This window comes from Shinella sp. 1A1, from assembly GCF_055379515.1.
Genome location: NZ_AP039672.1, coordinates 67,220 through 90,884, shown reverse-complemented (window position 1 = coordinate 90,884; position 23,665 = coordinate 67,220). Strand labels below are relative to the sequence as shown.

23 protein-coding genes are annotated in these 23,665 nt (G+C 63.9%); 2 read left to right on the top strand and 21 right to left on the bottom strand.

Annotation, left to right across the window (positions count from 1 at the left end; all coding sequences use genetic code 11):
• Positions 1-12: 12 nt before the first annotated feature.
• The 11 genes from ACZ48C_RS17170 to ACZ48C_RS17120 all read right to left on the bottom strand — a co-directional run bounded on the left by ACZ48C_RS17170 (position 13) and on the right by ACZ48C_RS17120 (position 12,441).
• Complete coding sequence (locus ACZ48C_RS17170; protein WP_464783407.1) at positions 13-1,413, bottom strand: NAD(P)-dependent oxidoreductase; 1,401 nt, start codon at positions 1,411-1,413, stop codon at positions 13-15.
• Between the two features lie 52 nt (positions 1,414-1,465).
• Positions 1,466-2,899, bottom strand: a complete 1,434-nt coding sequence (locus ACZ48C_RS17165; protein ID WP_464783406.1) for an NAD-dependent succinate-semialdehyde dehydrogenase — start codon at positions 2,897-2,899, stop codon at positions 1,466-1,468.
• A 47-nt stretch (positions 2,900-2,946) separates the two neighbouring features.
• Positions 2,947-4,206 carry an NAD(P)/FAD-dependent oxidoreductase gene (locus ACZ48C_RS17160; RefSeq protein WP_464783405.1) on the bottom strand — a complete coding sequence of 420 codons (1,260 nt, stop codon included), beginning with the start codon at positions 4,204-4,206 and terminating at the stop codon, positions 2,947-2,949.
• 24 nt (positions 4,207-4,230) lie between these two features.
• On the bottom strand, positions 4,231-5,013 hold the full coding sequence (locus ACZ48C_RS17155) for an HpcH/HpaI aldolase family protein (protein WP_464783404.1): 783 nt from the start codon (positions 5,011-5,013) through the stop codon (positions 4,231-4,233).
• Between the two features lie 24 nt (positions 5,014-5,037).
• On the bottom strand, positions 5,038-6,729 hold the full coding sequence (locus ACZ48C_RS17150) for a GMC family oxidoreductase (protein WP_464783403.1): 1,692 nt from the start codon (positions 6,727-6,729) through the stop codon (positions 5,038-5,040).
• A gap of 11 nt (positions 6,730-6,740) precedes the next feature.
• The gene (locus tag ACZ48C_RS17145; protein ID WP_119254750.1) at positions 6,741-8,219 is read right to left on the bottom strand and encodes an aldehyde dehydrogenase family protein; all 1,479 of its coding nucleotides are present in this window, start codon (positions 8,217-8,219) and stop codon (positions 6,741-6,743) included.
• Between the two features lie 106 nt (positions 8,220-8,325).
• Positions 8,326-9,138 carry an amino acid ABC transporter ATP-binding protein gene (locus ACZ48C_RS17140; protein ID WP_119254749.1) on the bottom strand — a complete coding sequence of 271 codons (813 nt, stop codon included), beginning with the start codon at positions 9,136-9,138 and terminating at the stop codon, positions 8,326-8,328.
• On the bottom strand, positions 9,135-9,791 hold the full coding sequence (locus ACZ48C_RS17135) for an amino acid ABC transporter permease (RefSeq protein WP_119254748.1): 657 nt from the start codon (positions 9,789-9,791) through the stop codon (positions 9,135-9,137). Before ACZ48C_RS17135 ends, ACZ48C_RS17140 begins: the two co-directional genes overlap by 4 nt.
• A gap of 90 nt (positions 9,792-9,881) precedes the next feature.
• Entirely contained in the window at positions 9,882-10,721 is an 840-nt protein-coding gene (locus ACZ48C_RS17130; RefSeq protein WP_119254747.1) for a transporter substrate-binding domain-containing protein, read from the bottom strand.
• A 44-nt stretch (positions 10,722-10,765) separates the two neighbouring features.
• Complete coding sequence (locus ACZ48C_RS17125; protein WP_464783402.1) at positions 10,766-11,758, bottom strand: proline racemase family protein; 993 nt, start codon at positions 11,756-11,758, stop codon at positions 10,766-10,768.
• On the bottom strand, positions 11,755-12,441 hold the full coding sequence (locus tag ACZ48C_RS17120) for a GntR family transcriptional regulator (protein ID WP_464783401.1): 687 nt from the start codon (positions 12,439-12,441) through the stop codon (positions 11,755-11,757). Before ACZ48C_RS17120 ends, ACZ48C_RS17125 begins: the two co-directional genes overlap by 4 nt.
• A gap of 349 nt (positions 12,442-12,790) precedes the next feature.
• On the opposite strand from ACZ48C_RS17120, the gene ACZ48C_RS17115 reads away from it, so the two are divergent.
• Entirely contained in the window at positions 12,791-13,180 is a 390-nt protein-coding gene (locus ACZ48C_RS17115; RefSeq protein ID WP_464783400.1) for a hypothetical protein, read from the top strand.
• A 290-nt stretch (positions 13,181-13,470) separates the two neighbouring features.
• Here ACZ48C_RS17115 and ACZ48C_RS17110 read toward each other — a convergent pair whose 3' ends face one another.
• Genes ACZ48C_RS17110 through ACZ48C_RS17080 form a run of 7 tightly spaced genes read right to left on the bottom strand, consistent with a single transcriptional unit; the run spans position 13,471 to position 19,647 of the window.
• Positions 13,471-14,520: an ABC transporter ATP-binding protein gene (locus tag ACZ48C_RS17110; RefSeq protein ID WP_464783399.1), complete on the bottom strand. Its 1,050-nt coding sequence runs from the start codon at positions 14,518-14,520 to the stop codon at positions 13,471-13,473.
• Positions 14,520-15,098, bottom strand: a complete 579-nt coding sequence (locus ACZ48C_RS17105; protein ID WP_464783398.1) for a P-loop nucleotide/nucleoside kinase family protein — start codon at positions 15,096-15,098, stop codon at positions 14,520-14,522. The genes ACZ48C_RS17110 and ACZ48C_RS17105 overlap by 1 nt, the downstream gene beginning before the upstream one ends.
• A 6-nt stretch (positions 15,099-15,104) precedes the next feature.
• A complete protein-coding gene (locus tag ACZ48C_RS17100) occupies positions 15,105-15,950 on the bottom strand; it encodes a class II fructose-bisphosphate aldolase (RefSeq protein ID WP_464783397.1) in 846 nt (281 codons plus the stop codon).
• Positions 15,947-16,747, bottom strand: coding sequence for an ROK family protein (locus ACZ48C_RS17095; RefSeq protein WP_464783396.1), 801 nt, complete (start codon positions 16,745-16,747; stop codon positions 15,947-15,949). The genes ACZ48C_RS17100 and ACZ48C_RS17095 overlap by 4 nt, the downstream gene beginning before the upstream one ends.
• Positions 16,744-17,562 carry a carbohydrate ABC transporter permease gene (locus ACZ48C_RS17090; protein ID WP_464783395.1) on the bottom strand — a complete coding sequence of 273 codons (819 nt, stop codon included), beginning with the start codon at positions 17,560-17,562 and terminating at the stop codon, positions 16,744-16,746. Before ACZ48C_RS17090 ends, ACZ48C_RS17095 begins: the two co-directional genes overlap by 4 nt.
• Positions 17,555-18,439, bottom strand: coding sequence for a carbohydrate ABC transporter permease (locus ACZ48C_RS17085; protein WP_464783394.1), 885 nt, complete (start codon positions 18,437-18,439; stop codon positions 17,555-17,557). Before ACZ48C_RS17085 ends, ACZ48C_RS17090 begins: the two co-directional genes overlap by 8 nt.
• An 11-nt stretch (positions 18,440-18,450) precedes the next feature.
• On the bottom strand, positions 18,451-19,647 hold the full coding sequence (locus tag ACZ48C_RS17080) for an ABC transporter substrate-binding protein (RefSeq protein ID WP_464783393.1): 1,197 nt from the start codon (positions 19,645-19,647) through the stop codon (positions 18,451-18,453).
• Here ACZ48C_RS17080 and ACZ48C_RS17075 point away from each other — a divergent pair.
• Positions 19,646-20,713: a MurR/RpiR family transcriptional regulator gene (locus ACZ48C_RS17075; protein ID WP_464783392.1), complete on the top strand. Its 1,068-nt coding sequence runs from the start codon at positions 19,646-19,648 to the stop codon at positions 20,711-20,713. The genes ACZ48C_RS17080 and ACZ48C_RS17075 overlap by 2 nt on opposite strands.
• A gap of 178 nt (positions 20,714-20,891) precedes the next feature.
• On the opposite strand, the gene gfa is transcribed toward ACZ48C_RS17075, so the two are convergent.
• The 3 genes from gfa to ACZ48C_RS17060 form a co-directional block, all read right to left on the bottom strand.
• Complete coding sequence (gfa, locus tag ACZ48C_RS17070) at positions 20,892-21,464, bottom strand: S-(hydroxymethyl)glutathione synthase (protein WP_464783391.1); 573 nt, start codon at positions 21,462-21,464, stop codon at positions 20,892-20,894.
• Between the two features lie 110 nt (positions 21,465-21,574).
• Positions 21,575-22,702 carry an S-(hydroxymethyl)glutathione dehydrogenase/class III alcohol dehydrogenase gene (locus ACZ48C_RS17065; protein WP_464783390.1) on the bottom strand — a complete coding sequence of 376 codons (1,128 nt, stop codon included), beginning with the start codon at positions 22,700-22,702 and terminating at the stop codon, positions 21,575-21,577.
• Between the two features lie 27 nt (positions 22,703-22,729).
• Complete coding sequence (locus tag ACZ48C_RS17060; protein WP_464783389.1) at positions 22,730-23,659, bottom strand: electron transfer flavoprotein subunit alpha/FixB family protein; 930 nt, start codon at positions 23,657-23,659, stop codon at positions 22,730-22,732.
• Between the last annotated feature and the right edge of the window lie 6 nt (positions 23,660-23,665).

Below are 23,665 nucleotides of genomic sequence, written 5' to 3'. Positions count from 1 at the left end.
AGTTAACAGCCTTCACTCTGTTTCAGATAAACCATAGAACGGTCCCTCCAGTGATTGCGCTCGCAGCAGCGTGGCGAGGATATTGCTCTTGAGCAACAGATTGCTACCCGCTGTCCGTACACCTTCACTCGCCAATCTGTCCAACGCCAAGAGAACGCCTTGCGCGGCGGTGTGTAGCGCTTCCATTTGGGCCTTGTCGCAACGCAATTCCTCCAGATGGCCTGCGGTCACGCCGCCAAGTCCGGCTGGTGTCCGGGCTCCGGCGTCGGTGTATCCTTCGGGCAGATCGCCCCTGAGATTGCGGACAACGCGCCGCTCGATCGCATCGAGGATCTGATTGACCGCCTGCATCGCCCCCACCACACGGGTCGGGTGATCCGTATCCGCGGCGGCATGGGGCAGCAGCGACAGCCGTGCGCCGTGCTCCGACAAGAGGGACAGATAGGGAGCCATTGGGCCGGACAGCGCGCCGCTCGACGCGTCGCAAAAGAGATCGGCATCGATCGCGGCGTACGAGACGCGCCCCGAGGAAAGGGCGGCGGCCAGAGCCGGAATATCGACCAGCTCGCCGCGATCGTAATTGATGAGCACAGCCCCCTCGGCGAGCGCCGATAGCACCTTCGCACCGATCAGCCCGGCATTAGCATGGCCTTTCGACCCGAGCGATCCGAGGCCGACATGGACGGAAAGGACGTCCGCATCCGCCGCGGCTTCAAGGGGGCTGGCTGCATAGACAAAGCCCTCGCTCTCGATCCACATCCTATGGCGCGGGCGGGCGAAGATGCGCACAGTCATTCCGAAAGCCCGGGCGAGCTTTGCCACTTCCCGGCCGATATTGCCATAGCCGATCACCGCAAATGTCCGGCCTTCCAGCTTGGCGGTCGGAAAGCGGACCAGATCGGTCCCGGTGTCAAAACGGCCGGCAGCCACCAGCGCGTTCATCTCGTCAACCGGCAGGTCGGGGCGCACTCTGAGGAGCGCCTTCATCACCATCTGTGCGGTGGCGCGCGCATTGATGCCGGGCGTGTTCATCAGCGGCGCAACGCCGCCCTGGCCATCACCGCCACCCCAGCTGGCCGAACCCATATTGCCGGTTCCTGTACCGATCCGGACGCCGCCGAGATCGAAGCGCGTGCCTTTCGGCAGGAACGTCGCCGCGGCGATGACGGCATCGTAGAGACCGTCTCCCGCTTCGGCCAGAAGTTCGGCCTCGGTGGAGAGCATGGGCTGGTAATAGAAGTGCGCCCGTCCGGGCTCGGGGGTCGGCATGGCACGCGCCGAGCCCTCATGGAAAACGCCGCCCCGGGCCTCCACATGCGCCTTGACGGCGGAATGATCCGGAAGCCCGTCCGGACCGATGGCAAGGCCCACCAGATCGACGATCAATATCCTGGGCGTGGTCCTGTCGGTCATTTTTCCTCCTGCCGGAAAGCGGTAGGATACCCCACCGTCTCATCGGGATATTTCAGAACAGTTCGGATACGAACTTGGTGCGCTGGAAGGCTTCCAGCCCCTCGATACCGCTCTCGGAACCGAAGCCAGATTCGTTGACGCCGCCGAACGGTGTCTCGGGGGTCGAGATCATCGTGTGGTTCACGCCGACGAGACCGGCCTCCAGCGCCATTTCCGCATCACGCGCAGTCGCCCCGTCCTTCGTGAAGACAAAGGAGGCAAGCCCGTAGGGCAGAGCGTTCGCCCGGGCGATGACCTCATCGAAGGTCGAGAACGGCACGATGGAGGCGACGGGGCCGAAAGGTTCCTCGAACATGATCCGGGCATTTTCCGGCACGTTGGAAAGCACGGTCGGCGCATAGAAATTGCCCGGCCGGTCCAGACGCTCGCCTCCGGCGAGGAGTTCGGCCCCCTTGCCGACGGCATCGTCGACCAGCGACTGGATGGCATCGCAGCGGCGCGGGGCGATCATCGGTCCCATCTGTGTTTCGGGATCGAGCCCGTTGCCGAGCTTCAGCGCCGCGGCCTTCGCGGCCATGCCGGCGGCAAAGGCACCGGCGATGCTCTCATGCACGAAGAAGCGGGTGGGCGAGGTGCAGACCTGCCCGGCATTGCGGAACTTGGCAGCGGCGAGCGTCGCCACCGCGTGGTCCACGTCGGCATCCGCAAAGACCAGCACCGGGGCATGGCCGCCAAGTTCCATCGTCGTGCGCTTCAGCGTGTCGGCGGCGCGCTTCTGCAGGAGCTTGCCCACGGCAGTGGAGCCGGTAAGGGACACCTTCCTGGGGATCGGCGAAGCGAGAAGATGGAGCGAGACTTCGTCCGGCACGCCGAAGACGAGGTTCAGCACGCCCTTCGGCAAGCCTGCATCCTGGAAGCAGCGGGCGAAGGCCACGGCCGTGCCGGGGGTTTCCTCGGCGGTCTTGAGGATGATCGAGCAGCCGGCCGCAAGCGCGCCGGATATCTTGCGGATCACGTTGGAGGCCGGGAAGTTCCAGGCCGCGAAAGCCGCAACCACGCCCACCGGCTCCTTGTAAACCATCTGGCGCTGGCCCGGAACGCGGCCTGGCACGATGCGCCCATAGGCGCGCTTGCCTTCCTCGGCATACCAGCGCGTTGCTTCCGCCGAGAAGGCGACCTCGCCCCTGGCCTCGGCGAGCGGCTTGCCGTTCTCCATGGTCAGGACACGGGCGATGGTCTCCAGCCGCTCGTCGATCAGGTCGGCGGCCTTCATCATGATCTTGTAGCGGTTGACCGCCGGCAGCGCCTTCCAGGGGCCGAATGCGCGATCGGCAGCGGCGAGCGCTGCGTCGAGGTCGGCGGCCGAGGCATGCGGCACCGTGGCGATCTCCTCGCCGGTCGCGGGATTTACGAGCGGCTGGCCCTTGCCCTCGCTGCCCTTGCGGAAAACGCCGTCGATCAGCAGGTCGATTGTTTCTTCATACATCGGTTTCTCCTTGTCCGGCGCATGGCCGTGTTGCCGCGCGGGCCCGATCAGAACCGGGACGAGCGGAAATGCGATATGTCGATGGAGGTCGGCCGACCGGCGGCAAGCTCCGCCACCAGGCGGCCTGTCACCGATCCGCCCATCAGGCCCTGATGGCCGTGGCCGAAAGCGAGGATGACGTTGTCGTGGCGCGGGGCAACCTCGATGACCGGGATGCTGTCCGGCGTGCCGGGACGGTTGCCCATCCAGCGCTCCATGCCGCCGAGGTCGGCTCCGGGGAACATGTGGCGTGCCTGGCTGAGCAGGATATCCGCCCGCCGCCAGTTCGGCGCAGCCTCCGGCCGGGCGAATTCCACCGTGCCGGAAAGGCGCAGTCCCCCCTCCATCGGCGCGGCGACGAACTTGCGCTCGGCGGCGTTGACGTTGACCTTCAGGCCCGTGTCCGCATTGGGCAGCATGATGTGATAGCCGCGCTCGCTGATCAGCGGAACGCGCACGCCGACCTGCCGGGCGAAGGGCGCGGAAAACGCACCGGCGGCGATCACCACCTTGTCGGCCGTGATCACGCCGGCCTCGGTCGCGACGCCCGCCACCCTGCCCCTCTCCAGCACGAGCGCCCTTGCGCTTTGGCGGGTGAAGACAGCGCCCTTGCCCGACGCAAGCCGCGCGATGGCGGAAACGAGCCGGCCCGGATTGGGGCACTGGCCCTGCTCCGGCAGGAAGACGCCGGCGCGATAGGCCGGCGAGATGGCCGGCTCCAGCTCCCGCATCTGGCGGGCATCGAGGACTTCGACCCTGACGCCGCGCTCGCGCCGCATGGCGATGGAGAGCGCACTGCCTTCCGGGCCTTTCGGGTTCTCGTAGGCGAAAAGCTGGCCGCGGTGAAGGATCAGGTCCTCGCAGCTCGCCTCCTTCACCAGCGGCTCATAGCAGGCGAGCGTGAGCCGGTTCAGCGCGATCATCCCGTCCGATATGCGCTTCACGCGCGAAAGGCGGGAATTGGCGAGGAATCGGAGGAGCCACGGCAGGGCGTGGGGAAGATCGAGGAGACGCAGCCCGATCGGCCCCTCCGGATCGAGCAGCATGCCGGGCACCTGGGCTGCGATGCCGGGCATGGCATTGGGAATACAGGAGCCCGGTGAAAGCCCTCCCGCATTGCCATAGGAGCATTGTCCGGGACTGCCGGGGTCGAGCGGGTCGACGACCTCGACCGCGAAGCCTTCGTCAGCAAGCGCGTTGGCTGCGCAGACACCGATGATGCCCGCACCGATGACGATCACTTTTTCGCTGCGACGCGGCTGTGTCATCTTCCCGCTCCGATCCTATCCGCCTCAGGGCGCGTCCGGCGCCGGCTTGCCGGCACGGAACGACGGCAGCGCGCGCGAATAGGCGATCTGCAGCATGCGGAAGTCCGAGAGATAGGCGATGAACTTGTAACCGAGGTCACGCATCTTCTGCCCGTATTCGACCGAACCGACATGGATGCCCGGAACGACGCCGGCCTTGATGCAACGGTCGGCGATCAACGCGATCGCTTCGTTCACGTCGCCCCACTTCGGATCGAAGCCGGGCGTGTATCCCATGGACACGGCAAGATCCGACGGGCCGACGAAGATCGCATCGAGGCCCGGCGTGGCGAGGATCTCGTCCAGATTGGCGACGCCGTCCTTATGCTCGATCATCGCCATGGTGATGACCGTCTTGTTGGCATTGGCGAAATAGTCCGCACCGCCGTAGAGGCCCGCGCGGATCGGGCCGACGGAACGGCCGCCCTCGGGATAGTAGCGGCAGGCCTCGACGAAGGCGCGGCATTCCGCGGCAGTGTTGACCATCGGCACGATCACGCCGAAGGCACCGGCATCCAGCACGCGGCCGATGATCGCCGGATCGTTCCACGGCACGCGCACGAAGGGCGTCTTGTCGGTGGTGGAAATCGCCTGCAGCATCGACAGCATGTCGGAATAGTCCGCGCAACCATGCTGCATATCGACCGTGACCGCATCGAAATCCTGCTGTGCCATCATCTCGGCGGAAAGGCCGGAGGGGATCGCCAGCCAGCCGGTGACGGCGCATTCGCCTTTGGACCAAAGGGTCTTGACCTTGTTCTCTCGCATTTCGGGCTCCTCTTGGTATCTGGTTCAGGAATTCAGGATCAGATCGGCGGCCTTCTCGGCCATCGCGATCGTGGTGATATTGGTGTTGGCCGCGATGACGGAGGGCATGGCGGACGCGTCGACCACGCGCAGGCCTTCGACACCGCGCACCCGGCACTCGTTATCGAGCACGGCCATCGGATCGTCGTCGCCGCCCATCCGGCAACTGCAGGAGACATGCCAGCCCGACCAGACCGCCTTCTTCGCCCAATCGACGATCAGGTCGCGGTTCTGCATCATCTGGTGCATCCGTTCCGTGGTGCCGAACTTGTGGCGCAGGAGCGTCTCGCGGAAGAAGGGCGCATAATCGAAGAGCAGCGCCGCCGTCCCGGTCTTGACGTAGTTCGACAGCTTGCGGACGGAAAGCGAGCGCGCTTCCTCGGTATAGCCGGCGAGGAACCACGTATTCACATGCGCCTGCACGCGCGGGTCCTCCATGATGCGGTATATCCGCTCGAAACCGTCGACGAGACGCATCAGGTCGCGCTCATCGCCACCGAGGTTGAGATTGACCACCGGCTCGTCACGCCAGTCGGCGGTCTTCAACGTGACGCTTCCGCGGGAATAGGACTTGTTCACGCAGACATTCAGCGCGCCCATGGCCTTGCCGAGCGGATGCCAGCCGGCGCGGTTGACCGGCATCAACAGCATGTCGGATGACGAACAGCCGTCGTAGCCGGAGGAATAGCGCACGCCGAGGAAGATGTGGCGGCGCTGGCCGGGCTTGAGCCGCGCGGAACGCTTGAAATGCGCGCCCACGGAAAGATGCGGGTGATCCATCAGATTGGCGCCGACACCCGGCAGGTCCGCGACGACCGGAATGCCGAGCGCGCGAAGGTCCGCGGCCGGGCCGATACCGGCACGCAGCAGGATCGGCGGCGTGTGCAGCGCGCCGGAAGACAGGATGACCTCGCGCGCCCGCCAGAGTTCCGGCGGCCGGTCTGCCGTACGGGCATTGACGCCGGTAACGCGCCTGCCCTCGATCTCCAGCCCTTCGACCTGGGTGTGGGCGAAGATATGCAGGTTCTTGCGGGCCCGCACTTCGCGGGTGAGATAACCGATCGCGGTCGAGACACGACGGTCGTTCTCGTTGGCCAAAGGGAGCGGGAAGGAGCCGTCGCCGAAGGAGGCGTTGTAGTCCTCGCTGTAAGGGTCGTCCTTCTCGGTGACGGCGAGTACCGACTTGGTAAAGCCCGCCCAGTCCTCGGGGAAGACGCGGCGGATCGGCATCGGACCTTCCCTGCCGTGCAGCGGGCCGTCGAAATCGAGATCGCGCTCCAGCTTGCGGAAATAGGGCAGCATTCCCTCCCAGTTCCAGCCGGCGGCGCCCATCGCCTCCCATTCATCGTAGTCGGCGGGAAGCCCGCGCACGGCGAACTGGCCGTTGATCGACGATCCGCCACCCATCACCCTCGCCTGCTCCAGGCGGGTCGGGGGTATGACCTCGGAATTGGAGCGGGGGTTGCGGGCATAGACCCTGAGCTTCGTCCAGTGGAAGGCCGGATCGAAATAGGAAAGGCCCGGATAGCTGTCGGAAATCACATCCGGAACGCTGTCGGGCGGGGTGTCGGGACCTGCTTCCAGCAGCGCCACCTGCTTGGCGGGGTTCTCGGACAGGCGGCCCGCAAGCGTAGCGCCGGCCGAGCCGCCCCCCACGATGACGTAATCGTAGATCATTTGGGAAGTCCTCAGAGATAGTTGATCCACACGGCCTTCTGCCGGGTGAATTCCTCGATGCCGGCACGGCCCATGTCCTTGCCGAAGCCCGAGCCCTTCCAGCCGCCGGCGGCATAGGTGAACTCGGGATCGCGCCCGTGCTGGTTGACCCAGACCATGCCGGCCTCGACGGAGTCGGCGACCTTCATGGCAAGCTTCAGGTCCTGCGTGTGGACGGAGGCGGCAAGGCCGTAGATCGGGTGCTGCGCCTCGGCGATGGCCTCCTCGATCTCGTCATAGGTCGTCACCGACATGACCGGGCCGAAATACTCCTCTGTGAAACCGATATTGGCGCGCGAGACATTGGCCAGCACCGTCGGGGCATAGAAGTTGCCCTGGTTGGGACCTTCGAGCCGCGCCGCGCCGGTCAGCACCTCGGCGCCCTGCTTCACGGTCTCCTGCACGAGTTGGTCGATCCGCTCGAACTGCCGGGCGGAGATCACAGGGGCGAAGGTGGTGGCCTCGTCCCATGTGGGGCCGGCCTTGATCTGCTTCGTCCTTTCGAGGACGCGGTCGACCAGTTCGTCCGCGACCAACCGGTCGACGATCAGCCGCGAGGCGAGCGTGCAGACCTGGCCGGCATTGACCATGAAGGCGTTCGCGACGCGCGTTGCCACCGCATCCATGTCGCCCGGATTGCGGGTGACGATCTGCGGGCTCTTGCCGCCGAGCTCCAAAACGACGGGCTTGATGCCGGATTGCGCCGCAAGCGTCATGACCGCCGTACCGGTTTTCGTGGAGCCCGTGAAGGAAACGATGCCGATGTCCGGATGAGCGACGATGGCCGCACCCGTCGTATGCCCCCAGCCGTTCAGCACGTTGAGAAGACCGCCCGGCAGTCCGGCTTCCGCAGCGCATTCGGCGAGCGCCAGCAGGCTGTGCGGCGTCAGTTCCGACGTCTTCATCACGACCGCGTTGCCGGCCGCGAGCGCCGGCGCGAATTTCCAAGCGGCGGTGATCATCGGGAAGTTCCACGGCACGATCGCGCCGCAGATGCCGTAGGGTTCCCGGCGCGTATAGCTGAGCGTCTCCGCCTTGGTGGCGGTGACGATGCCTTCCAGCTTGTCGCAGTATTCGGCGAAGTAACGGACGACGCCGGCGGTGCGGATGGCATCGCCGGTGACCGTGCCCGCCACAAGCCGGCTCGAGCCCATGGCTTCCAGGCGGCCGAGATACTCGGCCTTTTCCTCGATCTTCCCAGCGAAGCGGAACAGGACCTTCGCCCTGTCGCGTGGGTTCATTCGCGCCCAGCCGGAGGCGGCGAGCGCGGACTTGGCAGCGGCAACGGCCATCTCGACCGCATCCTTGCCGCCATCAGTGACGGGACGCATCGGCTGCTCATCCGAGGGACGCAGCACGGCGATCTTCTCACCGGGCAACTCGACGAAGCGTCCGCCGATATGGTGGCCAGAGGGAATGGTGACTGTGTCGGGATTGAAGCTGAGGGACATGCTTTTCTACCTTCATATCTTGCCCGCGACGGGACGCAGGAAACCGTCCGGCCCCAGCGGGCCGGCGCTCTGGATGCGGGTTCGGCAATGCGCCGTTCGTTCCGGATCAGCCGCCTTCGAGGAAGGGGCGCAGTAGGTCGGCGGTCTCGTGGAAACGGCCGACGAAGCTCTTCAGCCGGGGATGGGTCGGTCGCAGCAGAACATCCTTCGGCGGCCCGTCCTCTGCGATGGTGCCAAGGTCGAGGAAGATCACCCGGTCGGCGATCTCGAAGGCGAAGCCGAGTTCGTGGGTCACAATGACCATGGTCATGCCGGTGCGGGCAAGATCGACCATGGCCTTCATCACCTCGCCGACCAGTTCGGGATCGAGCGCGGAGGTCGGCTCGTCGAACAACATGACCTGCGGCTGCATGGCGCAGGCGCGCGCAATGGCGACACGCTGCTGCTGACCGCCAGAAAGCTGGCGCGGATGCTTGCCGACATGCTCCTGAAGGCCCATCTGCGCGAGCAGGTCGAGCGCCTCCTTGCGGGTCACCTCGACATTCGCGCCCTTCACCGTGACCGGCCCTTCCATGACGTTCTCAAGAGCCGTCATGTGCGGGAAGAGGTTGAACTGCTGGAACACCATGCCGGTCTGCGAGCGGATACGGTTCACGATCTTGGACGGCACGCCATTGCCGTCGCGGCCGGCCGGGTCTGCATTGTAGATCGCCTCGCCGCCGATCGTGATGCGGCCTGCGGACGGCATGTTGAGGAGGTTGATGCAGCGCAGCAGCGAGGTCTTGCCCGAGCCGGAAGCGCCGATCAGCACCACGACCTCGCCCTTCTCGACCGAAAGGTCGACGCCCTTCAGTACTTCGCGTTGGCCGAATTTCAGCCGCAGGCCCTCGATTTTCAGAAGCGGATCGGACTTGCTCATTTGACGCGCTCCGAGATGGTTTCCAGCTTGCGCGACAGGAATGTCAGCGGCACCAGCAGGACGAGGAACATGACGCCGACCATGGTGTAGACTTCCATCGGCCGGTAGGTGAAGGAGCTGACATAGCTTGCCTGGTAGAGCAGGTCGGGCACGGTGATCATCGACATGAGGGTTGTATTCTTGATCTGGATGATGGACTGGCCGGCGAGCGGCGGGATCATGCGGCGGAAGGCCTGCGGCAGGATCACGCGGCGCATGCGCTGGCCGTAGGTCATGCCGAGCGCAGTGGAGGCGTCGGTCTGGCCCTTGTCGATCGACTGGACGCCGGCCCGCAGGATCTCGGCATAGAAGGCGCCGGCATAGAGGCTGAGGCCCGCAAAGCCGGCCCAGAACTTGGTCACGGCAAGGCCCGCGAAAATGGGGAAGGCGTAATAGATCCACAGCAGGATCACCAGAAGCGGGATATTGCGGAAGATCTCGACATAGACGCGCCCGAGCACGGAAAGGGCGCGTGAACCGGTGAGCTGGATCAATCCGACGACCAATCCGATCACGAGACCTGCGGCGATGGAGATCGCCGAATAGAACAGCGTGACCAGCAGCCCGTTCCAGAACAACGGCCAGTTCTGCTGAATGACGGAAATATCGAACAAATGCGTGACTCCAGGCTGGTTCGACCGGCACCGCACGGGCGCGGGGTGTGAGGACCTGCCGAACAAGGCGTCGGCAGATCCCTTGGCGGATCAGAAGCTGAAGTTGCTGGGCAGGATCGACAGATCGATGCCCCGGTCTTCCCACGACTTGGCAAGACGCCCCTGCGCAAGACCCAGCGAACGCTGCTGCTGGATCCAGTTGGTCAGGAAGTTGATGAAGCCCGCATTGCCCGGCTTGCGGGCGACGGCCAGCGTTGCCGGATTGCGCAGCATGGGCTCGGGCACCGAAACCTCGCCGTTGACCTGCTTGGATATCTGGAGAACATCGAAGATCGACTGGATCATCGCGTCCGCGCGGCCGGCCTGCAGTTCCATGATGGCGAGGTTGCGATCTTCCACAACGGTAATCTTCGCCTTGGGTAGCAGCGCCTCGGCGACGATTTGCATCGTCGAGCCCTTCTGGACGACGACGGTCTTTTCAGGCGTATTCAGCTCCGCCCAGGTGGCGACCGGCTTGCCCTTCGGCGAGAAGACGCCCCATGCATCCGTGAAGATCGGCTCCCAGAGATAGTCGACCACGAGGCCGCGCTTGGGGTTCGGATTCACGCCGATGGCGACATCGATCTTGTTGGCCTGGAAGTCGGCGGCAAGGTTGCCCCAGGTGGTTTCGACCGGCGTGACCTTGACGCCGAGTTCGTTCGCGACGTCCGTCAGGAAGTCGACGTAGAAGCCGCTCCAGGTGCCGGTGGACGGGTCCTTGATGTAGCCGGGCTCCTCGCCCACCATGACCGGGATCTTCAGTTCGCCGCTGGCGCGGATCTCGTCGATCACCGCCGAGGGGTTTTCCTGGGCGGTCGCCGGGCTCCACGCGGCAACAGCTACCGCCGCCCCCAGGGCGCAGGCCCGGAGGATGTTTCCGAAAAATGACATTTCAACTCTCCCTGATTTCTTTCAACGATTGAGCGCGGCGCGTTTCACCGGCTCAGGAACCCCCCGGAAAGCGGATCACCCTTTTCGAGGTATAGTGTGCCCTGGGAGGCGACATGAGCCTCTCCCCGGACGATGACGGCATAACCCGTCGTACCGCAGGTCTCGCTCTTTTCGGCAAGTTCCGCGGCAAAGGGCACGCCGAAAATATTCTCGGCGCGATAGGTATCGGTCTCCGACAATTCGCCGCGGATCAGCAGCTGCGCCATCCGCGCGCAGGTGCCGGTGCCGCAGGGCGAACGGTCGTACTTGTTGGGCGCGAGCACCAGGAACTGGCGCGAATCCCCCTTGCCGAGATCACTATGGAACAGGACCGAAGGGGCAGGAAGGCCGCGCATCTCGGGCCGTCCGTCCGTGGCCTTCGCGATGGCTTCCTTGATCCTCCAGCCGAGCGCAAGGCCGGCCGAAGCATTTTCGGGGGTGAGCGCCAGCCCCAGCGGGTCGGCCGCCACCATCGCATACCACATGCCGGAATAGAGGATGTCGGTGCGGATCGTACCGAGCCCCGGAACCTCCACTTCCAGTCCTTCGATGCCCATATAGGCAGGCACGTTCTTCAGAGAGACCGCGCCGAGACGCCCCTCCCCGTCCCATTCCAGCTGGACATCGACCACACCGGCCGGCGTTTCCAGCGAAAACCGGTCGCCGGTGGCCGGAGAAATCGCGCCCGTAAAGGCCAACGTCTTGGCAAAACCGATGGTGCCGTGGCCGCACATGCCGAGATAGACGTAGGACGAGATGAAGATCGCACCGAAATCCGCCACTTCGGAGGAAACCGGAATGAGCCCCACCATGGCGGCATGGCCGCGGGGCTCATGCAGGAGCGCGGGACGGAGATGATCGAAGCGGCGCTCGAAGTCCTCGCGCTTCTCCAGCACGCTGCGCCCTCGAAGCGGCGGAATCCCTCCCAAAACGGCACGGGTCGGATGCCCGGCCGTATGGGTGTCGATATAGGGAAAAGCCGCCTCGACGCCGATCATTTGCGACCTTCTCCGAACTCCGCACGGATCGCGTCTCGCGTCTCGCGCCAGATCTTTTCGATCAGATCGTGCTCCAGTGCGTAGGAACGCTCGGCATCGCCGTCCACGATCGCCTGGAAAACCCGCGCCGTGTCGTCGAAGGAGAGATCCACCACATTCCGGTCGCGCTGGTAGAGGTGATAGCGATAGCGCAATGCCTGCTTTTCCAGCCCCTTGAGCAGCCGGCGTAGCGTGGTGTTGTCAGCGATCTCGTAGATCAGTTCGGAACCGCGCACGTCATGCGTGAAGAAGAGCCGGGCATCGCCGGCCTCCCGCGCCTGTTTCATCCCGTCGAGCACCTGCCAGAGCTGTGCCTTAAGGGCGGCATTGGCAGAGCGCGCCGCCTGCTCGGCCGCAATGGCTTCCAGGGCGGTGCGGCAGCGGTAGATCTCATCGAAATCCCGCAACGACATGGGCGTGACCCAGATACCCTTGCGCGCCTCGCGCAGCACGAGACCGTCACGCTCCAGCGAACGCAACGCATCCCGCACCGGAGAGCGACTGACACCATAGCGCTCCGCCACATCTTCCTCGGTTAGCCGCTCGCTCGGCGCGAGTTCTAGGAAGACAATCGCATTCTCAAGCACGGCAACGAGGTTGTCCGCGATTCCAGCCGAAAGCTTGTATGAGTGGCTCATATCCATGTACTCACCATACTGTACTCTGTATACAATGCAAGCTCCTTTTTCGTTTCGCCCTTCTTGGGGCTATCGGGTCCCAGCATTCAATGGCCGCAAAGGATTGCGGCATAATCGAACAGTGAACGCCAATAGGATGAAAACTTCTTATGCAGCGGACTAGCGATTCGAATCGAGCACCGGCTCAGCGCAATGATCGCCCGCTACTGTTGGCATGAGCCATCTGTCGAGAGATGCGAGAATTAATCACAAATCCTCGCTCTGGCAGCCATTGCAGTGATAGCGCTCATTTAAACGCATCATGGTGATGCAGCAAAAGCCGAAGACAGTTTGAAAGAGTTGTTCAGAGATGACTATGCTCACGGAACTCCTGATCAGCGGCGGGACGTACAACTACGTTTGGCCCTATGCCAACGGAAGGGAGATAGAGCAGGTGGTGGAGCCGCTCGTCACGGCCGTGCTGGACGCAGTCCTGAAGGACGACGTACTCTATGAGTACCTCGCGTTGGTCGATGCGATCCGGCTCGGGAACCAGCGGGGAAGTTGGTCTCGCGGCCGACCACCTCAAGTCAAGGATCATGAGCAAATGACATCGATCCGCGCTCAACTGCTGGAAATGATGAAAGCCGTTGCCTCGGCCCTTGGCGAAGACCTCCGCTCGCGCTTGGCGGAGGCACGCCCGTGCTATTCATCACTGATCCGGTCACGCTCGAGGATGTGCGTGCCACAGACGACATCGACCTGATCGTTGACCTGGCAGGCCTTCTCGCCTGGGCACAGATCCAGGAAGACTTCGACACCAAGGCTTCGTGGAGGCCGCTGACGAAGCGGTGAACCGCCTTCGTCGCCTGCTGGAATTCGCCGGCTACCAATGGGCGGCGCGTGCGCGAATGGTGCCAGGAGCACCTGCGCATCATCACCGCGCTCCAGGAGGGCGATTGCTCGCATCCGATCTGATGAAAGGCCATCTCAAAAGGGCGAAGGCCAGCGCCGAGCAGACGAAGCGCGAAGGATAGGGGAACGCCAGCCGACACCCTATCCAAGCCGCACCCCGTTCGCATCGAAGACGTGCCACGCCTCCTTTCGGAAGGAGACGTGGACTGTCGATCCGATATCGGCATTCGTTCGCTCACGCATGCTGGCGAGGATGCGTTCCCCGGCGATATCCAGCGACAATACCGTTTCCGACCCCGTCGGCTCGACGAGAAGGACACGGGCCGGGATGCCGGCGGGATCGATTTCCACATGCTCCGGGCGGATGCCGAAGACGATATCGCCCGAGGCTCCCAACGCGCCTGTCGCCGGCGCGAGGTCGGTTCCGTCCCCGGCGACGAACAATCCCTGCGACACCCTGCAAGGTATGAAATTCATGGCCGGCGAGCCGATGAAGCCGGCGACGAAGCGGTTGACGGGCCGGTCGTAGAGGTCGAGCGGGCGGCCGACCTGCTCGATCCTGCCATTGCGCAGCACGACGATCTTGTCGGCCATGGTCATGGCCTCCACCTGGTCATGCGTGACATAGATGGACGTCGTCCCGAGCCTCTGGTGCAGATCCTTGATTTCCTGGCGCATCTGCACGCGCAGCTTGGCATCGAGGTTGGACAGCGGTTCGTCGAACAGGAAGACCGCCGGCTTGCGGACGATCGCGCGCCCCATGGCCACGCGCTGGCGCTGGCCGCCGGAAAGCGCGCGCGGATAGCGCGCAAGAAGCGGCTCCAGGCCGAGAATGGCGGCGGCAGAGCGGACCGCCCTGTCGATCTCGTCCTTCGGCAATCCGCGCAGCTTCAGCGAGAAACCCATATTCTCCGCGACCGTCATATGCGGATAGAGCGCGTAGCTCTGGAAGACCATGGCGATGTCGCGATCACGCGGGGCGACATCGTTGACGACATTGCCGCCGATCGAGACCGAGCCGCTCGTCACCGACTCCAGCCCCGCGATCATCCGAAGCAGCGTCGACTTCCCGCATCCGGACGGGCCGACAAGGGTCACGAATTCGCCGTCGGCGATATCGATCGAGACACCGTGGATGGTTTCGAGATCGCCGAACCGCTTGCGGACGTCGGAGAGGGTTACGCTGGCCATCAGGTTCCACTTTCATTCTTGAGGAGCACGGCGTTCCCGCCCTCCGCCATATAGGCGACGATCTCTTCGACGATGCCGTCGAGCGCGCCCGTCATGTCGACCCTGATGTGCGGGATATCGAGCGGCTCGAATTCGCCATGGATGCGCGCGGCCTTTTCCGGAGTGCGCTGCGCCCTGAGGTTCGAGGCATCGGAAAGGCCGTTCTTCAACCGTTCGCTGATGACATCGAGCGGCGCGTCGCAATGCACCACATGGACGCGGGCATGGTGCCGCTCCGCCAGCGCGACGATGCTGCGGACCTCGTGCGCGCGTGAAAACGGCTTGCCGTCAATGATCAGGCGAGCCCCGTCGTGACGGTGCAGGATATATTGCAGGACGGAAAGCAGCGCATCCGTCCCGACCTGGTTCTGATCGGGGGAATAGTCGAGATAGACATCCGGGAAGATCGCATCCCGGATTCTGTCGCGGCTGAGAATCTCCGCACCGATGCGCCGGGCCAGCGCATCGGCGAGCGTCGTCTTTCCGACGCCGGGCAGGCCCACGAGCAGGATGACTTGGGACGCGGGCGCTGTCGGCATGGCTCTTTACTCCGCGCGTCCGTTGGCGCCGAACATCCGCAGGCGGCGGTCGACGGCGATCTCGGCAAGCCTGCGCGACTCCGCCATCGGCTCGCGCGTATCGACCACCGGGTCGGCAACGCTGTAGGCCTTGATCAGCGCTTCGCGGAAGCCGCCCTTGACGGCGGCGTCGATGTTGATCTTGGCGATGCCTGCCTTGACCACCGCGGAAACCGTCTCGGCGGGAACGCTCGTTCCCCCATGCAGCACCAGCGGCATCCTCAGCGCGGCGGAAAGCTGCTCGACCAGCGGCACGTCGATCGGCGCGCCGTCACCGAGAACGCCAGGCGTATTGCCGATGGAGACGGCGAGATAGTCGACGCCGGTGTCGCGCACGAAGGCCACCGCCTCCTCGACCGTCGTCTTGCGCTCGATGACCTCGTCGCCCTCTTCCGCCAGCGTTTCGCCGATCTGCGCCTCGACGCCGACGCCGTGACGGCGCGCCAGCGCAACGACCTTGCGCACGAGTTCGACATTCTCGTCGTAGGATGCGCTCGACGCGTCGATCATGACGGAATCGAAACCCGCCTCGATGCACATCCGCACCGTCTCGTAGTCGGCGCCATGGTCGAGATGGAGGATGAGCGGGACGGACGTGCGGCCGCGCGCGGCTTTGGCCATGCCCATGAAATAATCGAGGCCGACATGCTTGAGGCCGCCCATCGTTGTGCTGAGCATCAGCGGCGCCCTCGCCTTCTCGGCAGCGCTGGAGATCGCCTGAACGGCCTCCAGGTGATGGGCGTTGAACATGCCCACGGCCCAGCCCTCCCGATAGGCCTTGTTGATCCAGTAGGTTGCGCTTTCTCTGATCATGATTGCTCCATCGATAGTAAAAGGGCGCCGCACAGGTTCGGGTCTGCCGCATAACTGCGGATCAGGCGCGGCTGGCTTGCTGCGGGATAGGTGAAGGCCGGAATGAGCGCGGCGAGCCGGTCGAGATCGAACCACGCCTGGTTGAGGGCGCCGCCGGAAAGGATGACGCATTCGGGCTCGACAAGCGTGACGGCATTGCCGATCGACAGCGCCAGACGCTGAAGAGGCACGTCGCTCGCCGACTTGTCCGCCTGCGCGAGGCCGGAAGCCTCGGTGCAAAGGCATCCCTGATGGCCGCAATAGCAGCGCGCACCGGAGGGATCGACGATCGTATGGCCGAAGGCATTCGCGCCGCGGCGCGCGCCGCGCCACACGCGGCCATCGAGGATCAGCGCATGCCCGATGCCCGTGCCGATGCCGAGATAGAGCGCGGAGGTCGCGCCTGCCGCTGCACCGAGCCGCGTTTCATAGGCCGCGCCGCAGAAGACGTCGGTCTCCACGAGAACGGGACAGGAGAAGGCATCCGCCAGGATCCGGCGCAGCGGCACATCCTTCCAGCCGAGATTTTCCGAGGCGAGGAGATAGCCCTCGTCATCGACCACCGCGGCCACCGAGACGCCGATCGACTGCGGCTGGCCGCTGTCCCATTCGCGGATGAGGTCGGACAGCAGGGCGACGAAGTCGGCCGGCGTCATTCCGGGCACGCGGCGCGAGCGGTGCTGGTGGCGCCATTCGCAGCCGGACTGCGCGGCCGCCACACGCACATGGGTGCCGCCGAGATCGACCGCATATCTCATTTGACACCCGATGCGGCGGCGCCTTCGACGAAATACCGCTGGAGGCAGAGGAAGAAGATCGCGGTGGGCAAGGCGCCGAACACGGAAACCGCCATGACCTCGCCGTACTGCGTGTTGAAGCCGGCCTGGAACGCGGCCATGCCGAGCGGAAGCGTGCGCAACGTATCGTCGGAGGCGACGATCAGCGGCCAGAGATAGCTGTTCCAGGTCAGGTTGAACGTCAGGATCGCGACGACGCCGGCCGTCGGCAGCACCATCGGCAGGATGATCGAGAAAAGGATGCGCGGCTCGCTCGCGCCGTCGATCCGCGCCGCCTCGATATAGGCGTCGGGGATCGACACCATCGCCTGGCGGAAGATGAAGATGCCGACCACGTTGAAGGCCGTGGGGAGGATCAGGCCGGCATAGGTGTTGGTCCAGCCGAAGGCGTGCACTTCGAGGAACAGCGGAATGACGATCGCTTCGAGCGGGATCATCACGGAAACGAGCACGATCATCCAGAAGAGGGGAGCGAGGCCATGACGGAACTTGGCGAAGCTGTAGCCCGCAAGTGCGCTCAGCAGCACCGTCAGGATCACGGAAATGCCCGAGGCGAGAAGCGAGTTGAGGAGATAGACGAAGAACGGACGCTGCGAGAAGGCCGAGACATAATTCCTGAACCCGGCCGATCCGATCGAGAAAAGCGCGGTGCTGAAGATTTCCCGGCTTTCCTTGAGGGATGAGGACACCATCCACACGACGGGATAGAGCGTGAGCACGGCTCCGAGCAGGAGAATGGCGATGGCGCTGTAGCGCTGGAAGGCGGAGCTAGGCATTGCGGTCCCTCAGAAGCCAGATCTGCAAGAGGCTGACGAGGAGGATGCCGCCGAAAAGCACGACCGAATAGGCGCTGGCGCGGCCCATATCGAGATAGCTGAACGACGTCTTGTAGATCAAAAGGGTCATGATCTGCGTGGAATTGGCCGGTCCGCCGTCGGTGACGATCTGCTGGAAGGCGAAGGTCTTCAGTCCGTTGACCGTGGACAGCACGACCGCCAGCGCGATGGTCGGCTTCATCGCCGGAAGCGTGATGTAGCGCAGGACCTGGAAGCCGCGCGCACCGTCTATCGACGCCGCCTCGTAATAGTCGCGCGGGATCGCCAGGAAGCCGGCAAGGAAGATGATCATGTAGTAGCTCGCCGCGTGCCACCAGCTCATGATGACGAGAGCGATCGGCGCGTAATTGCTGTTGTTGAGCCAGGGGATAGGGCTGCCGCCGAGGCTGGTGACCGCGTCGTTCATCGGTCCGTTGAAGTTGAAGATCAGCTTCCAGACGAGCGCGACCGAGACGATCGGCATGACCGAGGGGATGAAGAGGAGCGTGCGCCACAGCCCGCGGGACGTCCGCACCTGCGTCAGCGCCCAGGCCATCATGAACGACAATCCCAGAACCGGCACGACCGTATAGGCGACATAGGCGATGGTGATCCAGAGCGAGCTCATGAAGGCCCGGTCATGCGGCAGCGCGGCAAAGTGCTTGAAGCCGACATAGACCGGGTCCGACAGGAGATCGTAGTCATGAAGACTGATGTAGAAGGAAAAGAGGATCGGATAGAGCTGGAACAGCAGGATGTAGCCGAGGGCGGGCAGCGCGAAGACGATGCCCCAGACGGTCACGTTGCTCTGCCGGAAACGGCTCTGTCCGATCTTCATTGCTGCGGGCCCTACTTCTGCCGGACGCTGTCGATGTCCTGGGCGGCCTGGTCGAGCGCATCCTTCACCGGGACGCCCTGGGCGAACTGCTCGATGGCGGCCTTGATCGCGTTGCCTTCCTGCGTCCAGGTCTCGGAGCGCCAGACGAAGGAACCGTGCTTCTGGCCTTCGGCGAAGATCGCCGCGCCGCGGGTGTTCTTTGCCGTCTCGCTCTCGGCCCAGCCCTTGCGCCCCGTGACATAGCCCGTGGCGGCAAGGTAGCCCGCGCTGTCGGAGGTCAGGAAGTTGAGGAACTCGAAGGCTTCCTTCTTGTGCTTCGAGCCTTCCGTGACGGCCAGCGCATAGGAGTTCAGGAGCGTCTTCGGATTGGCGGCGTCGAGCTGCGGAAGCGGGGCGACGACATATTGCTCCTTGACCTCGTCGGAGAACAGCGGCGGCGCCCAGATGCCGGCGATCGCCATGGACTGGCGGCCTTCGCTGAAGTCCTGCAGCGCGTTGACCGGATTGACGGTCGCCATGGTCGGCCCGCCGATCTTCTTGTCGATCAGCGCCTGCCACGTTTCGGTGAAGGCCTTGACGCAGGCATCCGAATTGATCGTCGCCTTGCCGTTCGCATCGACGACATCGCAGCCATATTGCTGGAGGATCGGCCAGTATTGCTGGGCATACCAGTAGGGATCGAGGTTCCAGACCCAGTTGAAGCCGAGGCGCGAGCCGTCTTCCTTCGTCAGCTTTGCCGAGACGTCCAGCAGGTCGTTCCAGCTTTTCGGCCAGTTCGCCTCGTCTTCCGCATCGAGGCCGATCTCCTTGAAATGCGCCTTGTTGATGAAGAGCGCCAGCGTATTGAACTCTTCCGGAACGCCATAGACCTTGCCGTTGATCGTCAGGCCGGAGAGAGCCTGGGGCTGATACAGCGCCTCGAGCTCGGCGGCGTCCTTCACGCCGAACGCGGCATTGTCGACTTCGGCCAGAATGCCACGGCCGGCATATTGCGGGAAGAGGTAGTCGAGAACGTTGACGATGTCCGGCGCATTGCCGGCGGCGATCGCGGCGAGCAGCTTGACCTCATAGTCGCCATGCGGGTCGTCATGCAGCTTGATCGTGATGTCGGGATGCTGCGCGGTGAATTCGGCGGCCTTCTTCTCGATGAATTCGCGCGCCGGCGGATAGGTGTGGTGCCAGAAGGTCAGCTCGACGGCGGCGGCCATGGACGATGCCGATAGGACGGTCGCAGCAGACAATGCGGCAATATATGCGGATTTCCTGATGAAATTCATGATTTCCTCCATTGCTGACGGCCTCACTCCCGAGCCGTCCTCCGTCTTTTGCCTACATGACAATTTATGTTTCGCAAAATGTTTTTTTGTGCAATTTATGAAGCATAATGCATCAAAATCGAGGATACAAATGACCTCCACAGGGGATTCTCTGCTCCACCGCGTCTCGCGCATGGAGTTTTCGGCCGCTGAAAAGCGCGTCGTCGAGCTCTTGCTGAGCATTGCCGAATATGATGTTGCAGGCCTGCCCTCCTCGGCCATCGCCGAACGGACGGGCACGAGCCGCTCGACCGTCGACCGGCTCTGCAAGCGCCTGGGATACAATGGCCTCAAGGAGTTGCGCCGCGCGCTGCTTCAGGAAAGCCGCAGCATGCAGGGGCCGGTCTCGACGAATGTGGTGTCGGACGCCATCGCCCATTCCGACAGTTTTGCGGAAATCGCCTACAAGGTGTTTCACAGCGCGTCCGTCCGGGCGCTGCGCTTTGCCGATCTCCTGTCCCATTCCACGGAGCTCGACCGGCTCGTCAACGCCATCCGCGACGCGCGTAGCGTGCAGGTCTTCGGCGTCGGCGCCTCGGCGGTCGTGGCGCTGGACCTGCATCAGCGCCTGATGCGTCTTGGCATACGCATCGCGTTTTCCGAGGACCATCACAACCAGATCGCCGGCGCATCCCTGATGGAGCCGGGCGATCTGGCGATTGCCATTTCCTATTCCGGCCGGACGCGGCCGACGCTGCACGCCGCCCAGATCGCCAGGACGCGCGGCGCCACCCTCGCCGCCGTCCTCGGCGTCTCCACCTCCCCCCTGGAGACCAGCGCCGATATCCCGATCATCACCCCGCCGGGGATCAACCTGTTCGGTGCGGACGCCGTGATGACACGCGCGCTGGAGATCATGTTCAACGAGGTGCTGTTCCACTGCCTGGCGTTCGGCAACGAGAAGATGATGCAGAATGTGTCAAGAATTGAGGAAGACCTGCGGGATGAGCGACGATAATTCTTATTGCTCCATGCACGCAACCTGGCACGAAGCCTTGATTCACGCTCTTGATGGGAATCGAACCGGCGCCCCATAGAAATGACGGAGGCGAATAGGTCGAGATTGAAAATCAGTGCCTATCCACGCGGAATTCTCGAGAAGTTCGGCAGCCACGTATCCGCGGCTGCCGTTTTCGTCATGCCGGTAAGGCGCCGCTCTTCTTCGCCGTCCAAGTGGCGATGTAATCCATGAGGGCGGGGTTCAGGCAGTCATAGGGTTCGAGGCCGAGTTCCCTCAGGCGCCCACGCACGCGGTCCATCTTCGCCGGATCGTAGCCGCTTTCGATGATCGAGGAGACGAAGGCCGCAAATCCAGGCTTGGCCCAGCCGCTCTCTTCGAAACGCTCCGGATGCACGAAGGACAGGCCCTTGAACGGATGATCGCGCTCGACCGGGCCGTAGAGATGTACGCCGCAATCCTTGCAGGCATGGCGCTGGATGAGGGCGGCCGGATCGACGACCGCGAGCTTGTCGCCGTTCTCGACGATCTCGACATTGTCGGTCGGCGCAACGGCGACGACCGAGAAGATCGCGCCGTCGGGCTTCCAGCACTTGGTGCAGCCGCAGGCATGGTTGTGGGCGATGTCGCCCTTGATGCGAACCTTCACGGGATTGCTCGCGCAATTGCAAACGAGCGTGCCGCCGGAAAAGGCGGCGTCCGTCGCCTTGAACCCAGAATCGACGGATGGATGTATCGCAATACTTGGCATGGGTTTCTCCTCCTTCATGGCCGGCGCGGGATGCGCGGCCGATAACGCGCTAGCGCTGACGCGGCAGTGCAATGCATGGATTGTGAGCTGCGGGCGGTCTTGGACCGCCTTCAGTATACCACGACGCCGCGGATGCTCTCACCCTTGTGCATGAGCTCGAAGCCGTGGTTGATGTCTTCGAGCGGCATGGTGTGCGTGATCATCGGGTCGATCTGGATCTTGCCGTCCATGTACCAATCGACGATTTTGGGAACGTCGGTCCGGCCGCGCGCGCCGCCGAAGGCCGTACCCATCCACTGGCGGCCGGTGACGAGCTGGAACGGACGCGTCGAGATTTCCTGCCCCGCGCCGGCAACGCCGATGATGACCGACTTGCCCCAGCCGCGATGGGCCGATTCCAGCGCCTGACGCATCACCTTCGTGTTGCCCGTGCAGTCGAACGTGTAGTCCGCGCCGCCGATCAGGTCGCCGTTCCGCTTCGTCATGTTGACGAGGTACGGCACGATGTCCTCGGCGACCTCCTTCGGATTGACGAAATGCGTCATGCCGAACTTCTCGCCCCATGCCTTGCGGTCCGGATTGATGTCGACGCCGATGATCATGTCCGCGCCGGCAAGGCGCAGGCCCTGCAGCACGTTGAGGCCGATGCCGCCGAGGCCGAAGACCACGGCCGTCGAGCCGATCTCCACCTTGGCCGTGTTGATGACGGCGCCGATGCCGGTCGTCACGCCGCAGCCGATGTAGCAGATCTTGTCGAAGGGCGCGTCCGGATTGACCTTGGCGACGGCGATCTCGGGCAGGACCGTGTAGTTCGCGAAAGTCGAGCAGCCCATATAGTGGTGGATCTTGTCCTTGCCGATGGAGAAGCGGGACGTGCCGTCCGGCATCAGGCCCTGGCCCTGCGTCGAACGGATGGCGGTGCACAGGTTCGTCTTGCGGGAGAGACAGGAATAGCACTCGCGGCATTCCGGCGTGTAGAGCGGAATGACATGGTCGCCCTTCTTGACCGAGGTGACGCCCGGGCCGACATCGACGACGATACCCGCACCCTCATGGCCGAGGATCGCGGGGAAGAGACCTTCCGGGTCGGCGCCCGACAGCGTGAAATCGTCGGTATGGCAGATGCCCGTCGCCTTCACCTCGATAAGCACTTCGCCGGCGCGCGGGCCCTCGAGCTGCACGGTCATGATTTCAAGCGGTTTTCCGGCCTGAACGGCAACGGCGGCGCGTACATCCATGGTCTTGTCCTTCTGTTTTTCAGCGGCCTAGAGTGCCTTTTCGAACTCAGGCAGGATTTCGAAGAGATCGCCGATGAGGCCGTAGTCTGCGACCTGGAAGATCGGCGCCTCCTCGTCCTTGTTGATGGCGACGATGACCTTGCTGTCCTTCATGCCGGCAAGATGCTGGATGGCGCCCGAGATGCCGCAGGCGATGTAGAGCTGCGGTGCGACCACCTTGCCCGTCTGCCCCACCTGCCAGTCGTTCGGGGCATAGCCCGCATCGACGGCCGCGCGGGACGCGCCGACGGCGGCGCCGAGCTTGTCGGCGACAGGCAGGATGACCTCCTGGAACTTCTCCGACGAGCCGAGCGCACGGCCGCCCGAGATGATGATCTTCGCCGAGGTCAGTTCCGGACGGTCGGACGAGGACAGGGCATCCTTGACGTGGGTCGAAAGGCCCGGGTTCGCTGCAGCCGAGATGGTCTCGATGGATGCGCTTCCGCCTTCGCCGGCTGCGGCGAAGGAGGCCGTGCGCACGGTGATCACCTTCTTCGCATCGGTGGACTGCACCGTCTGGATGGCATTGCCCGCATAGATCGGACGCTTGAACGTGTCGGCCGAGACGACCTCGATGATTTCCGAGACCTGCGCGACATCGAGCAGCGCGGCAACGCGCGGCAGCACGTTCTTGCCGACCGAGGTGGCAGCCGAGACGATGGCGTCATAGTTGCCGGCAAGCGACACGATGAGCGCGGCCAGCGGTTCGGCGAGATTGTTGCCGAGGCTGGCATCGTCGGCGAGCAGGACCTTCGTCACGCCCGAGAGCTTGGCAGCCGCATCGGCCGCAGCCTTGGCGCCCGAGCCGGCGACGAGCACATGCACGTCCGAGCCGAGCTTGGAGGCTGCCGTCAGCGCCTTGGCGGTCTGGTCGGAAAGGTGAGCGTTGTCGTGGTCTGCCAGAAGAAGAATGGCCATGTTCGT

Bases quoted from the DNA above. Each gene is read 5' to 3' on its own strand.
- ACZ48C_RS17170 (WP_464783407.1), bottom strand. From the start codon at position 1,413: ATGACCGACAGGACCACGCCCAGGATATTGATCGTCGATCTGGTGGGC.
- ACZ48C_RS17155 (WP_464783404.1), bottom strand. From the start codon at position 5,013: ATGCGAGAGAACAAGGTCAAGACCCTTTGGTCCAAAGGCGAATGCGCC.
- ACZ48C_RS17095 (WP_464783396.1), bottom strand. From the start codon at position 16,747: ATGAGATATGCGGTCGATCTCGGCGGCACCCATGTGCGTGTGGCGGCC.
- ACZ48C_RS17060 (WP_464783389.1), bottom strand. From the start codon at position 23,659: ATGGCCATTCTTCTTCTGGCAGACCACGACAACGCTCACCTTTCCGAC.
- ACZ48C_RS17120 (WP_464783401.1), bottom strand. From the start codon at position 12,441: ATGGATATGAGCCACTCATACAAGCTTTCGGCTGGAATCGCGGACAAC.
- ACZ48C_RS17115 (WP_464783400.1), top strand. From the start codon at position 12,791: ATGCTCACGGAACTCCTGATCAGCGGCGGGACGTACAACTACGTTTGG.
- ACZ48C_RS17080 (WP_464783393.1), bottom strand. From the start codon at position 19,647: ATGGCCGCCGCCGTCGAGCTGACCTTCTGGCACCACACCTATCCGCCG.
- ACZ48C_RS17100 (WP_464783397.1), bottom strand. From the start codon at position 15,950: ATGATCAGAGAAAGCGCAACCTACTGGATCAACAAGGCCTATCGGGAG.
- ACZ48C_RS17160 (WP_464783405.1), bottom strand. From the start codon at position 4,206: ATGACACAGCCGCGTCGCAGCGAAAAAGTGATCGTCATCGGTGCGGGC.
- ACZ48C_RS17090 (WP_464783395.1), bottom strand. From the start codon at position 17,562: ATGCCTAGCTCCGCCTTCCAGCGCTACAGCGCCATCGCCATTCTCCTG.
- ACZ48C_RS17065 (WP_464783390.1), bottom strand. From the start codon at position 22,702: ATGGATGTACGCGCCGCCGTTGCCGTTCAGGCCGGAAAACCGCTTGAA.
- gfa (WP_464783391.1), bottom strand. From the start codon at position 21,464: ATGCCAAGTATTGCGATACATCCATCCGTCGATTCTGGGTTCAAGGCG.
- ACZ48C_RS17140 (WP_119254749.1), bottom strand. From the start codon at position 9,138: ATGAGCAAGTCCGATCCGCTTCTGAAAATCGAGGGCCTGCGGCTGAAA.
- ACZ48C_RS17105 (WP_464783398.1), bottom strand. From the start codon at position 15,098: ATGCCGACAGCGCCCGCGTCCCAAGTCATCCTGCTCGTGGGCCTGCCC.
- ACZ48C_RS17085 (WP_464783394.1), bottom strand. From the start codon at position 18,439: ATGAAGATCGGACAGAGCCGTTTCCGGCAGAGCAACGTGACCGTCTGG.
- ACZ48C_RS17145 (WP_119254750.1), bottom strand. From the start codon at position 8,219: ATGTCCCTCAGCTTCAATCCCGACACAGTCACCATTCCCTCTGGCCAC.
- ACZ48C_RS17150 (WP_464783403.1), bottom strand. From the start codon at position 6,729: ATGATCTACGATTACGTCATCGTGGGGGGCGGCTCGGCCGGCGCTACG.
- ACZ48C_RS17110 (WP_464783399.1), bottom strand. From the start codon at position 14,520: ATGGCCAGCGTAACCCTCTCCGACGTCCGCAAGCGGTTCGGCGATCTC.
- ACZ48C_RS17075 (WP_464783392.1), top strand. From the start codon at position 19,646: ATGGACGATGCCGATAGGACGGTCGCAGCAGACAATGCGGCAATATAT.
- ACZ48C_RS17125 (WP_464783402.1), bottom strand. From the start codon at position 11,758: ATGATCGGCGTCGAGGCGGCTTTTCCCTATATCGACACCCATACGGCC.
- ACZ48C_RS17165 (WP_464783406.1), bottom strand. From the start codon at position 2,899: ATGTATGAAGAAACAATCGACCTGCTGATCGACGGCGTTTTCCGCAAG.
- ACZ48C_RS17130 (WP_119254747.1), bottom strand. From the start codon at position 10,721: ATGTCATTTTTCGGAAACATCCTCCGGGCCTGCGCCCTGGGGGCGGCG.